This window comes from Actinomycetospora chlora (genome assembly GCF_039542135.1).
GTDB classification, from domain to species: domain Bacteria; phylum Actinomycetota; class Actinomycetes; order Mycobacteriales; family Pseudonocardiaceae; genus Actinomycetospora; species Actinomycetospora chlora.
Genome location: NZ_BAABHO010000015.1, coordinates 79,618 through 91,180, shown reverse-complemented (window position 1 = coordinate 91,180; position 11,563 = coordinate 79,618). Strand labels below are relative to the sequence as shown.

Annotated in this window: 13 protein-coding genes; 5 read left to right on the top strand and 8 right to left on the bottom strand. The window is 75.6% G+C overall.

Features of this window, described 5'->3' with window-relative positions; all coding sequences use genetic code 11:
* The first annotated feature begins 87 nt into the window (after positions 1–87).
* The 3 genes from ABD994_RS11725 to ABD994_RS11715 all read left to right on the top strand — a co-directional run bounded on the left by ABD994_RS11725 (position 88) and on the right by ABD994_RS11715 (position 2,624).
* Positions 88–771 carry a TetR/AcrR family transcriptional regulator gene (locus tag ABD994_RS11725; RefSeq protein ID WP_345414366.1) on the top strand — a complete coding sequence of 228 codons (684 nt, stop codon included), beginning with the start codon at positions 88–90 and terminating at the stop codon, positions 769–771.
* The gene (locus ABD994_RS11720) at positions 768–1,943 is read left to right on the top strand and encodes a cytochrome P450 (protein ID WP_345414364.1); all 1,176 of its coding nucleotides are present in this window, start codon (positions 768–770) and stop codon (positions 1,941–1,943) included. The genes ABD994_RS11725 and ABD994_RS11720 overlap by 4 nt, the downstream gene beginning before the upstream one ends.
* Positions 1,944–2,009: 66 nt before the next feature.
* Positions 2,010–2,624: a thermonuclease family protein gene (locus ABD994_RS11715; protein WP_345414362.1), complete on the top strand. Its 615-nt coding sequence runs from the start codon at positions 2,010–2,012 to the stop codon at positions 2,622–2,624.
* A gap of 17 nt (positions 2,625–2,641) precedes the next feature.
* Here ABD994_RS11715 and ABD994_RS11710 read toward each other — a convergent pair whose 3' ends face one another.
* From ABD994_RS11710 to ABD994_RS11695, 4 genes are read right to left on the bottom strand one after another with little or no spacing between them, the layout of a single operon-like run.
* Positions 2,642–3,091, bottom strand: coding sequence for a hypothetical protein (locus ABD994_RS11710; protein ID WP_345414360.1), 450 nt, complete (start codon positions 3,089–3,091; stop codon positions 2,642–2,644).
* Positions 3,092–3,128: 37 nt separating this feature from the next.
* Positions 3,129–4,514 (bottom strand): FAD-binding oxidoreductase, encoded by a 1,386-nt coding sequence (locus ABD994_RS11705; protein ID WP_345414358.1) that lies wholly within the window; start codon positions 4,512–4,514, stop codon positions 3,129–3,131.
* 52 nt (positions 4,515–4,566) lie between these two features.
* Entirely contained in the window at positions 4,567–5,562 is a 996-nt protein-coding gene (locus tag ABD994_RS11700) for an inorganic phosphate transporter (protein ID WP_345414356.1), read from the bottom strand.
* A gap of 1 nt (position 5,563) precedes the next feature.
* Positions 5,564–6,199: a DUF47 domain-containing protein gene (locus tag ABD994_RS11695; RefSeq protein WP_345414354.1), complete on the bottom strand. Its 636-nt coding sequence runs from the start codon at positions 6,197–6,199 to the stop codon at positions 5,564–5,566.
* A gap of 60 nt (positions 6,200–6,259) precedes the next feature.
* Between ABD994_RS11695 and ABD994_RS11690 the strand changes: the two genes are divergently transcribed.
* The gene (locus ABD994_RS11690) at positions 6,260–7,267 is read left to right on the top strand and encodes an NAD(P)-dependent alcohol dehydrogenase (protein ID WP_345414352.1); all 1,008 of its coding nucleotides are present in this window, start codon (positions 6,260–6,262) and stop codon (positions 7,265–7,267) included.
* Between the two features lie 70 nt (positions 7,268–7,337).
* Here the strand turns inward: ABD994_RS11690 and ABD994_RS11685 are convergent, their stop codons facing one another.
* The 3 genes from ABD994_RS11685 to ABD994_RS11675 all read right to left on the bottom strand — a co-directional run bounded on the left by ABD994_RS11685 (position 7,338) and on the right by ABD994_RS11675 (position 9,206).
* Entirely contained in the window at positions 7,338–8,018 is a 681-nt protein-coding gene (locus tag ABD994_RS11685) for a hypothetical protein (protein ID WP_345414350.1), read from the bottom strand.
* 133 nt (positions 8,019–8,151) lie between these two features.
* A complete protein-coding gene (locus ABD994_RS11680; RefSeq protein ID WP_345414348.1) occupies positions 8,152–8,472 on the bottom strand; it encodes a YrhK family protein in 321 nt (106 codons plus the stop codon).
* A 92-nt stretch (positions 8,473–8,564) separates the two neighbouring features.
* The gene (locus ABD994_RS11675) at positions 8,565–9,206 is read right to left on the bottom strand and encodes an OmpA family protein (RefSeq protein ID WP_345414345.1); all 642 of its coding nucleotides are present in this window, start codon (positions 9,204–9,206) and stop codon (positions 8,565–8,567) included.
* Between the two features lie 209 nt (positions 9,207–9,415).
* Between ABD994_RS11675 and ABD994_RS11670 the strand changes: the two genes are divergently transcribed.
* Positions 9,416–10,420 (top strand): ornithine cyclodeaminase, encoded by a 1,005-nt coding sequence (locus ABD994_RS11670; protein WP_345414343.1) that lies wholly within the window; start codon positions 9,416–9,418, stop codon positions 10,418–10,420.
* On the opposite strand, the gene ABD994_RS11665 is transcribed toward ABD994_RS11670, so the two are convergent.
* Entirely contained in the window at positions 10,421–11,551 is a 1,131-nt protein-coding gene (locus ABD994_RS11665; RefSeq protein WP_345414341.1) for a GlcG/HbpS family heme-binding protein, read from the bottom strand.
* Positions 11,552–11,563 lie beyond the last annotated feature (12 nt).

Genomic DNA, 11,563 nt, shown 5'->3' with positions numbered 1-11,563 from the left:
CGCGCAGCCCTTGCGGCCGGGCCGGGACGGGGCCAGGCTGACGAATGACCGGATGTGACATCTGGTCACGAGTCAGAGGAGAGGCCCGTGGGACGGGTGTCGCAGCTGCTGGACGCGGCGGGCGAGCTCCTGCTCGCCCACGGCTACCGGCGGGTGACCGTCGACGACGTGGCCCGCCGCGCCGGTGTCGGCAAGGGCACGGTGTACCTCCACGTCGCGAGCAAGCTCGACCTGTTCGCGGCGGTGCTGGTGCGCGAGTCGATCGACGTGACCCGCGAGCTGCTCCACGCCCTGCGGGCCGACCCGGCGGAGGCCGCGCTCGCCGCGACGCTGCGCACGACCTACCTCGCCGTGCACCGCCGCCCGCTGACCCGCGCGCTGATGGCGGGCGACGTCGAGGTGCTCGGCGCGATCGCGACCGACACGAAGACCGGCCTCGAGATCGTCACCGACAAGCGGGAGTTCGCCGCGGCGCACTTCCGGCTGCTGCACCGCCACGGCCTGCTCGCCGACGACCCGGACACGACGCCCGACCTGGTCTACCGGCTCAACGCCGCGACGGTCGGCTTCTTCCTCGACCACCTGGTCCCGGCCGCCGCCGGGATGGACGTGACGGCCCGGGCCGACGCCCTCGCCGCCGTCGTCCGGGCGGGGTTCGCCCCGCCCGGCGAGCCCGCCCCGGCCGCCCTCGCCGCGGCCGCCCCGGAGCTCGCCGCGCTCTACGAGCGCACCCTGCACCACCTCACCGCGGCCCTCCCGGAGGAGCCATGACCACCACGCTCGACCTCCCGCCCGACACCTCCGACCTGCCCGTGTTGCTGGACTGGCTCGCCGCCCTGCGCGCCGACGCACCCGTCTGGCCCGATCGCTACGGGATGTACCACGTCACCCGCCACGCCGACGTCGCCGAGGCCCTGCACGACGTCGCGACGTTCAGCTCCGACTTCTCGGCGGTGATGCCGGGCTCCGAGCGCATGACCAAGGGGATGCTGACGCGCATCGACCCGCCCGAGCACCGGGCCCTGCGCCACCTCGTGAGCGCCTCGTTCACCCCGAAGCGCGTGGCCGGCCTGGAGCCGCGGATCCGGGAGCTGACGCGGGAGATGCTGCCGTCGGGTCCTGGCGGGTTCGACCTCGTCGAGGCGCTGGCGTTCCCGCTGCCGGTCACCGTCATCGCCGAGATGCTCGGCCTGCCCGCGGCCGATCGGGGCCGCTTCCGGGCCTGGGCCGACGGGCTGTTCTCCCTGCAGGCCGACGACCCGAAGGAGGCGATGAACGACCCGTCGGTCCGCGACGCGATGGGTGAGATCACCGGCTACCTCGGCGACTGGTGCCGCACCCGCCGTGCCGACCCGGCCGACGACCTCATCTCGGCGCTCGTGACCACCGAGGTCGAGGGCCGGCGGCTCGACGACGAGGAGGCGGCCAACTTCTCGATGCTGCTGCTGTTCGCCGGGCACATCACGACGACGCTGCTGCTGGGCAACGCGGTGCGGGTGATCGACGAGCACCCGGGCACGTGGGACGCGCTGCGCACCGACCCGTCGAGCATCACGGCGACGGTCGAGGAGGTGCTGCGCCTGCGCCCGCCGTTCCCGCTGACCGCCCGCGCCACCACGCGGGACGTAGAGATCTCCGGCATCACCGTGCCAGCCCGCTCCGTCGTCATGACCTGGCTGCTCTCGGCGAACCACGACCCCGACGCCCACCCCGACCCGGAGCGCTTCGACCCCACCCGTCCCGGCATCGGCGGCGGCGCCCAGATGGCGTTCGGCCACGGCATCCACTTCTGCCTCGGGGCACCGCTGGCGCGGCTCGAGGCGCGGGTGGCGCTGGAGGAGATGACCGCTCGCTACGCTGCGCTGACCGTGGGGGAGGGGGAGCAACGGCCGTACACGGGTCGTGTGCTCGGGACCCGCGCGCTGCCCGTCGTCGCGACCTGATCGGGTGACGACCAGCCCTGGTGACCCAGCGTCGACTACTGGTCACGATCAGTCACGATAGGGGTCGTGTCCGGCCTCGCGCTCGCGCGCTACCTCCTCGGTGTCGCCGTCGTCGGGTGCGCGGCGGGCGCCGTCGTCACCCTGACCAGCGTCCCCGCCGCCCCGGTCCCCGCTCCGATCGCCGCCCCGGCGGCCGTCCCCGGCCCCCGCGCGGCGCTCGCCGAGCTGGACACGGATGCGGCCGGCGAGCGGGTGAACGTGCTGCGCGTGGTCGACGCGGTCACGTTCGACGCGCGACTGCCCGACGGGGGACCGGTGATCCGGGTGCGCGCGCTCGGCGTCCAGCCCCCCGGCACCTGCTACGGCGCCCAGGCGACGACGTTCGCCTCGCAGGTGCTCGACCGCCGCGCGGTGACCCTGGTCGGCGAGGAGCGCGCGGCCGACCGCTTCCAGCGCCGCCTGGCCACGGTCACCCTCGACGGCGGGGGCGACTACGCGGTCCTCGCGGCGGAGGCCGGCATCGCCCGCGCCTACGCGACCGACGCGGCCCCGGAGGTCATGCCTGCCGTCCGCGCCGCCCAGGACCGTGCGCGGCTCGCCGAGCGCGGGGTCTGGGGCGTGCCGTGCCGCGGCGCCGCGACCCCGAACGTCCCCGGGACCCGGGGCGCCGGCTCCCGCTGACGCCCGGGCCCGGGCTCTCAGTCGCCGGGGCGCGCCTCGTGGTGGCGCTGCCCCGGGGTGCGGCGGTTCTCCTTCATGCTCGCCTCGAACACGTGCCGCCGACCCTCGGCGAGCTGCTCGCGGGCGCGGCGCTCGTGGTCGCGGACCACCGACCAGTAGGTGTCGTCGTACTCCTCGACGATCTGGAAGCTCCACCGGCCCTCGAGCAGGTTGCGGCCCACGAGCTCGGTGGAGATCGCGTCGGCGATCGCCTCGTGCCCGGCCTCGCGGAACGCGTCGGCGGCCTGGCCGATGGTGAGGTCGGCGGTGCCCTGGAGCTGGTGGAACGCGTAGAGGTGCCCGCGGGCGCGCTCGACGAACTCCAGGCCCTCGGAGAGCTTGCCGAGCGCCTCGAGCGTCGCGTCGTCCAGGTCGCCGCGCCGGTCGGGACCGCGGGCGTCGTCGGTGGCGTCAGGAGAGCTGGTCACCGCGCCGAGGTCCCCGGCGCCCGCCCCGGCGAAACGGTCAGAACACCTTGCCGGGGTTGAGGATGCCGTGCGGGTCGAGCGCGGTCTTGACCGCGCGCTGCATCGCCAGCACCTCCGGGCTCTGCTCGCGCTCGAGTCCGGACCGCTTGAGCAGCCCGACGCCGTGCTCGCCGGTGACCGTGCCGCCGAGGGCCAGGGCGTCGGCGAGGATCTCCTCGAACGCGGCCTGTGCCCGCTCGCGCGCGGGCTCGTCGCCGACCGGGGTGATGAGCAGCGGGTGCAGGTTGCCGTCGCCGGCGTGGGCGAGGTTGGCGATCGTGGTGTCGTAGCGACGCCCGATGTCCTGGATGCGGCCCAGCATCTCGGGCACGGCCGCCCGGGGGACGCAGACGTCCTCGGTGAGCACAGGGCCCAGCCGCTCCAGGGCGGGGTAGGCGAGCCGTCGGGCGGCGAACAGCGCCTCCGCCTCCTCGGCGTCGGCGGCCTGCGCGGCGAACGTCGCGCCGGCGGCCTCGAAGTGCCGCAGCATCTCGCCGGCCTCGGCATCGCCGGCCGCGCCCGGCGCGTCCGAGCGCCCCAGCAGCACGACGTCGGCCTCGGCGGCCAGGCCCATGTTCTTCCACGCGTCGACGGCCTCGAGGCACGTGCGGTCCACCAGCTCCAGCGCCGACGGGGTCAGCCCGGCGGCGGTGATGGCGGCGACGGCGCGGCCCGCGTCGACGACGGAGTCGAAGTAGCCGGCGACCGTGTGCTCGGGGGCGCGGGCGGGCCGCAGCTTGACGGTGACCTCGGTGATCACCCCGAGCGTGCCCTCGGAGCCGACCATCAGCCCGGCCAGGTCGAGCCCGGCGACGCCCTTGGCGGTGCGCCGCCCCAGCCGCACCAGCTCGCCGAGCCCGTTGACGACCTGCACGCCGAGCACGTAGTCGCGCGTGACGCCGTACTTGACGCAGCACAGCCCGCCGGCGTTGGTGGCGACGTTGCCGCCGATGGTCGACCAGGGCGCGCTCGCCGGGTCCGGCGGGTACCAGAGGCCCTGCTCCGCGCAGGTGGCACGCAGGTCGTCGTTGACCACGCCGGGCTGGACGACGGCCAGCCGCTCCGCGGCGTCGATCTCCAGCACGTCGGTCATGTGCTCGGTGGAGAGCACGACCGACCCCTCGCTCGCGTTGGCGCCGCCGGAGAGCCCGGTGCCCGCGCCCCGCGGCACGACGGGCGCGCGGTGCGCCAGGCACGCCCGCACGACGGCCTGGGCCTCCTCGGCGGAGCGCGGCCGCACCACGGCGAGGGGCAGCGCGTGCGGCGCCCACTCGGCGTCGTCGTGGGCGTAGCTCGCGAGCACGTCCGGGTCGTCGAGCACGCGCCCGGCGGGCAGGGCGCCCTGCAGGGCGTCGACGACGGGAGCCCTCGAGATCGTGGTCACGGCGGCGCCTCCTGTGGTGTCCGGCCCCTCACGGTAAGGCGCGAACGCCCGGTCAGCCCAGGATCGGGTGCAGCAGCCAGAACGCCAGCGCGGCGACCGCCGCGGCGGCGGGGAGGGTGAGCACCCACGCGACGGCGATGTTGCCCGCGACGCCCCACCGCACGGCCGAGAGTCGCCGCGTGGCCCCGACGCCCAGGATGGAGGCGGTGATCGTCTGGGTGGTGGAGATCGGCGCGGAGAAGGCGAAGGCCGTCGTGTAGAGCACCGCCGACGCCGTGGTCTCCGCGGCGAACCCGCGCGGCGGGTCGAGGTCGATGATCCGCCGCCCGAGCGTGCGCATGATCCGCCAGCCGCCGGAGTACGTCCCGAGCGACAGCGCGCCCGCCGAGAGCAGCACGACCCACCACGGCACGTCGAACCCCTGGTGGTAGCCGCCGACCACCAGCGCCAGCACGATGACGCCCATCGTCTTCTGGGCGTCCTGCAGGCCGTGGCCCAGCGCCATCGCCGCGGCCGAGACCGTCTGGGCGTGGCGGAACCCGGTGGTCACCCGGCGCGTGCGCCCGTGCCGGAACATCCACAGGATCCCGGTCATCAGCAGGCCGGCGAGCACGAAACCGACCACGGGTGACAGGACCATCGGGATGATCACCTTGTCCAGGACCCCGTGCCACTGCACGGTGCCCGCCGCGGCCAGCGCCGCCCCGACCAGACCCCCGATGAGCGCGTGCGACGACGAGGACGGCAGGCCGAACCACCAGGTCACGAGGTTCCAGGCGATCGCGCCGAGGATCGCGGCGAGCACCACGACCAGCCCGGAGATGCCCTCGGGTGCCGCGATGATCCCGCTCCCGACGGTGGAGGCGACCTCGGTGCCGAGGAAGGCGCCCACGAGGTTCATCACCGCCGCCATGAGCAGGGCGGTGCGCGGCGCGAGGGCCCGGGTCGCGACGGAGGTCGCGATCGCGTTGGCGGCGTCGTGGAAGCCGTTGGTGTAGTCGAACGCCAGCGCCGCGACGATGACCACGACGATCACCGCGAGCTCCACCTCAGGACTCCTTGACCGCGATGCTCTCGACGGTGTTGGCGACCGTCTCGAACGCGTCGGCCGCCTGCTCGAGGACCTCGACGACCTCCTTGAGCTTCAGCACGGTGAGGACCTCGGCCGGCGGAGCGTCCTCCGGCGGGGCCAGCAGCTCGCCGAGCAGCGCGCGGTAGACGTCGTCGGCCTCGTTCTCGAGCGAGTTGACGTGGATCCAGTACGGCTGGAGCTGCTCGACCTTCTCCAGCTTCGGCATCGCCTCCGCGGTCGCCGCGGCGGCGCGCTGCAGGACCTCGACCTGCGCCGCGATCCCCGCGGGCAGCACGCCGAGCCGGTAGAGCACGACACGGTCGGCGGCCTCCTCCATCGCGTCGAGGACGTCGTCGAGCGACGAGGCCAGCCGGTAGATGTCCTCGCGGTCGAACGGCGTCACGAACGTCGAGTTCAGCTTGACCAGGATCTCGTGGGTGACGCTGTCGCCGTCGTGCTCGGTGTCCTTGACCTTCGCGGCGAGGGCTGGGCGGTCCGGGCCCTCGGACGCGACCAGGTCCGCGAGCAGGTCGGCGGCGACCACGATGTTCTCGGCGGCCCGGGTGAACAGCGGGTAGAAGCCGCGCTCGTGGGGCGTCAGGCGGAAGGCCATCGCGCGATGGTAGGCGGCTCCGGGATGACGCCCGGCCGCGCGTCCCGCACGCTGGGCGGCGTGACAGACCAACGCGTGGCCGTGCTGCAGGAGCCCGAGCGCATCACCGTCGAGACGCGCCCGGTCCCGAGCCCCGGACCCGGCGAGGTGCAGGTCGCGGTCCGGGCGGTGAGCGTCTGCGGATCCGACGTCCACTACTACGACCACGGGCGCATCGGCGGGTTCGTCATGCACGGCCCGCTCGTGCTCGGGCACGAGACGTCCGGCGTGGTCAGCGCCCTCGGCGAGGGCGTCGACGGCCCGGTCGTCGGCACGCGCGTCGCCGTCGAGCCCCAGCGCAACTGCGGGCGCTGCGAGCAGTGCGTGCGCGGGCGCTACCACCTGTGCCCGTTCATCGAGTTCTTCGCGACCCCGCCGATCGACGGCTCGTTCGCCGAGTACGTGACGGTGCCCGCGACCCGGGCGCACCCGGTGCCCGACGCGCTCTCCGACGACGCCGCCGCGATGATCGAGCCGCTGGCGGTGGCCGTGCACGCGGCCGGCAAGGCCGACATCGGCCCGGGGACGCGGGTGCTCGTCACCGGCGGCGGGCCGGTCGGGCTGCTGTGCCTGCAGGTCGCGCGGGCCCGCGGCGCGGCGCACGTGACGCTGTCCGACCCGGTGGCCCGCCGCCGCGACGTGGCGCGCGAGTTCGGCGCCGACACCGTCGTCGACCCGGGTGCGGGCGACGACGTGCCGCCCGCGGACGTCGTCCTGGAGTGCAGCGGGGTCCAGGCCGCCGTCGACGCGGCGATCGCGGCGACCGCCCCGGCCGCGACCGTCGTGCTCGTCGGCACCGGCGCGCAGGTGACGCTCCCGCTCGACCTCCTGCAGGCCCGGGAGATCACGGTGAAGGGGACGTTCCGCTACGCCCACGTCTACCCGGCGGCGATCGCGCTGGCGGCCTCGGGCGCCGTGCGCCTCGACGACATGGTCACCTCGCACCACGACCTCGACGGGGCTGTCGACGCGCTGCTCGCGGCCCGGCGCGACCCGGAGTCGATCAAGGCGGTCGTGCGCCCGGCCTAGACGCGCTCACTGGCTGGTATTGCTCGCTGAGCGAGCGGTACCAGCCAGTAGTCGTGCGGTCGGGACGTGCTCAGGCCGCGATGTTCGAAACGACCTCCGTGGCGCGGCGGGCGATGCCGCGCAGCTGGTCGCCGGGGCGCTGCTGCTCGCTGGCCTGCGCCGAGAGCACGACGATGGCGCCGGTGAGCGCCGGGACCGCGTACTGCAGGGCGTGCAGATGGCGGTTGGCGCGGGCGGCGTCGACGGGCAGCTGGTCGGCGACGGTGCTGGCGGCCTGGCCGATGCGCTTGTCCGCCTCGCGGATCGTCTCGCCGGAGGCCGTGGCGCCACCCTGCTTCGTGGTCGCGTCGGACACGGCAGACGTGGTGGACGACGAGACGCCGCTCGCCCGGTGGATCACCGCGTCCTCGACCTTCTTGCCGACGAGGCGGGTGTAGGCCGACGCGGCGATCGCGGCGGCGGTCAGGGCCAGCTTGGCGTTGACGGTGCCCGCGTGGCCCTTCTGGGCGATCGCGCGCTTGCGGTTCTCGGCCAGCAGGCCGGCGCCGCCGACGACGTGCGCGCCGATCGCCAGGGTGTTGACCGGGCTCCACTTGGCCCAGCCGATGCTCGCGACGCGGTCGGCGGTCCGGCGGTCGCCGGCCTCCTCGGCCGCTCCGTTGAGGCCCGCGAGGCCGAACAGCGAGCCGCCGAACCAGGCGGCGAGGCCGACGTCGTGCAGGGCGTGGAGGACGGTGTTGCGCGTGCTCATGGGGCTCCTTGGCCGGTGGAGGTCGGCCGGTGGGGGATCGGCGGAACGCGTCCGCCAGGAGGGCTGGAGCTGCTCAACCCGGTACCGGGGCACAGCCGCTGACCCGGCCCCGAAACCGCCGCGGCGGGGCGCGTCAGAAGTCGCGCGCCACCTCGTTGGGCGTGCCGCGGGTGAGGCTGCGGAGCTGGATGCGGCGGAAGAGCCGGATCGTCGGGCGGATGCCCAGCATCACGCTGCCGATGACGAAGAGTGTCACGCCCAGGTTGAACAGCTCGTGCCAGTAGAAGGCGACGCTGCCGACGGTGAAGAACAAGAAGATCCCGATGTCGTTGACGATGCTCAGCAGCTCGTAGCGCTGGCGCAGCACCAGCTCCTGGTTGCCGAGCGTCAGGGTGATGGCCTGACCCTCGTGCCCGGCGTCGGGGTCCTGGTGCTGGTCGGTGTCCTGGCTCATCGGTCCTCCACGGATGGTCGGGCGGCGCTCGCGACGTGACCGCAGAGGTGGGTGATCCAAGGGCCGCCCAAACCTCGACCTCACACGAGCGGCTAGCCGACGCGCAGCTCGACCCGGCGGCTCGCCTCCAGCGTGGCGAGCGGCCGGGCCGGCCCGACGCCGACGGCGGTGAGCCGCCCGGTGGGGACGCCGGCCGCCTCGAGGCGGCGGACGATCTCGTCGGCGCGCTCGCGGGAGAGCTGCTGCGCGCTGCCGGTCTCCTCACCCGCGGGCGCGGTGTGGCCCTCGACCGTCACCGGCGGGCCCGGGGTGGCGGTGAGGACCGCGGCGAGTCGGTCGACCGCCGCCACGGCCTCGGGGGTCGGCGTCGCGGAGTCGGCGGCGAAGCGCAGCGGGGCACCGGTGAGGACCTCGTCGATCGTGGACTGGAGGACCGCCGCGTCGGGGGCCGGGGTCGTGCGCTCGATCGCGGGGCGCGTCGTGGCCGGCGGTGGCCCCGACGCGGAGGCCGCCGGGGTCGGCCCGCTGCCGTTGCCGCTGTCCCCGAGGCCCACGACCCCCACGACCACGCCGGCGACCAGCAGGACGGCGACGAGCGCGAGCAGCAGGAGCGGTCCGCGGCGCACGGCGCGGCGCGCGTGCGAGCCGCCGCCCGCCCGGCCGGTGCCGCCCCACCAGTGCGCACCACCCGGGCGGTCGGTGACGCGCCCGCGGTGGTGCCCGCCTCCCGTCACGACCCCGTCACCTCCTCCCGCCGTGTGCGCACTGTGCCCGGTCCGTGCCGCGCCACGCGCGGGTGGAGTGCCGATGCGGCCGGACGGCGTCCGGCCGCTGCGACGATCGGCCCTCCGGCGCGCGGTCCGCCTCCAGCGTGCTCACCCGGGGTGGGTCGCGGGAGGCGGCGAACCGGTGACACGGGAGGATCGCGCGCCGTGACCGGCCGATGAGCAGCCCCGAGCCCGCCCTGCGCGTCCTGCGCCGCGACGACGTGGTGGCCGCGGCCGCCGACGTCGACCCCGTCGCCGCGGTGGAGGCCACCCTCCTCGCCCACGCGCGCGGGGCGACGACGCTGCCCGACGAGGCCTACCTGCCCTGGCGGACGGCCTCCGGGGCCTCCGCGCGGAGCCTCGCGCTGCCCGGCGCGGTGTGGGGCGACCGGCCGGCGGTGGGTCTGAAGGTCATCAACTCGAGCCTGGACAACCCGGGTCGGGGCCTGCCGCGTGCCCAGGGCTGGACGTTCCTCTTCGACCCCGACACCGCCCGGCCGGTGGCGATGCTCGAGGCCGCGTGGATCTCGGCCACCCGCACCGCGGCGTACACCGTGCTCTCGGCCCGCCTGCTCGCCGCCGGCGTCGACCGGATCGCGGTGCTCGGGTGCGGGGCGCTGGCCGAGTCGCACCTCGACCTGCTCGGCGCCGAGTACCCGGACGCGTCGGTGGTGGTCCACGACCTGGACCCGGCCCGTGCCCGGGCGCTGGCCGCCCGGCGGCGCGCCGAGGTGGCCGACGACCCGCGCACCGCCGTCGGGGGCGCGGGGCTGGTCGTCTGCACCACGACGACCACCACCGGCTACCTCGCGCTGGACTGGCTCGCGCCGGGCGCGCTCGTCGCCCACGTCTCGCTCGACGACGTGCTGCCCGAGGTCGTGACGGGCGCCGACCTCGTGGTCGTCGACGACTGGGGCCTCGTCGCGGCCGACGACCGCCGCCTGCTCGGGCGCATGCTGCGGGAGGGCACGCTGGCGCCGCCGGGGGAGAGCCGGCCGGGCGCCAGGACGGTCGACGCGATGCTGGCGCAGGTCGTCGCCGGCGACCATCCCGGACGGGCACGGGCCGACGACGTCGTGCTGAGCAACCCGTTCGGCATGGGCGTCCTCGACGTCGCCCTCGCCGCCGACGTCCACGACGCCGCCGTGGCCCGCGACCTGGGCACGGTCCTCCCGGCGTGACTACTCGGCGCCGGTGCGCGGGGTGAGGCCGGCCGCGCGGATGCCGGCCACGACGGCCTCCTCGTCGGCGGTGGAGGCGTCACCGCTGGCGCCGGCCGCGCCGAGCAGGGTGCCGGCGTCGTCGTGGATGAACACCCCGCCGGGCACCGAGAAGACCTTGCCGCCGGACAGCGCCGCGACCGAGGTGAAGAACTCCGCCGAGTCGGCGGCGCGGGCGGCGATCGCCCGGCTGTCCATGGCGAGGCCCAGCACGCCGTAGGCCTTCGCCGTCGCGACGTCGGGGCGCAGGAAGCCCGAGCCGTCCTCGCGGCCCAGGGCCACGAGCGCGCCGCCGGGATCGAGCACCGCCACCGTCAACGGCTTGAACCCCTGGGCGCGGGCGTGCGCGAGCGCGGCGGACACGATGCTCTGGGCCTGCTCGAGGTTGATGCTCATGGCGGGCCGGTACCCGCCGGGGGCCCGCCGGTACCAACGCCCTGCTCGGGGTGGAGATGATCGGCGTCGTCTAGGGTGTCGCCGACCGTCACCACCAGGGAGGGACGGCCCATGGACGCACGGATCGGCGCGGCGACGCCTGAACTCCGTGGCTCCGGAGCAGTTCCCGCCGCCCCGCCGCCGGCGCTCCCGGCGACCCCCACCGGCCCCGGCCCCGGCCTCCTCGACGGCCTCGACGAGGGTGTGGTCGTCTGCGACCGCTCCGGGGTCGTGCGTGCGGCCAACACCGCCGCCCTGGAGCTGCTGCCGCTGCTGCGCGTCGGCGAGGTCGTCGACGTGGCCCGCTGCGACGTCCTCGCCCGCGCCGTGCGCGAGGGCGAGCCGGAGGGGTTCGACGCGGTCGTCGAGCACCCGACCGGCGAGCGGCACGTGCGGGGCCGCCGCGGCCCGGCCCTCGGCCCCGTGTCGCCCCCGCTGCCGCAGACCCACGACGGCGACGTGTGCTGGTACCTGCGCGACGTCTCCGGGGAGCAGGCGCGCACCGACACCCTGCTGGCCGCCCAGGAGCGGGCGGCCTTCCTCGCCGAGGCCGGGCGCGCGCTGCACGGCGTACTGCACCTGGACCGCACCGCGCGGCGCGCCGTCGCGCTGGCCGTGCCCCGCCTCGCCGCCGGGGCCGTGCTGGTGGTGCGCCACGACGACACGGTC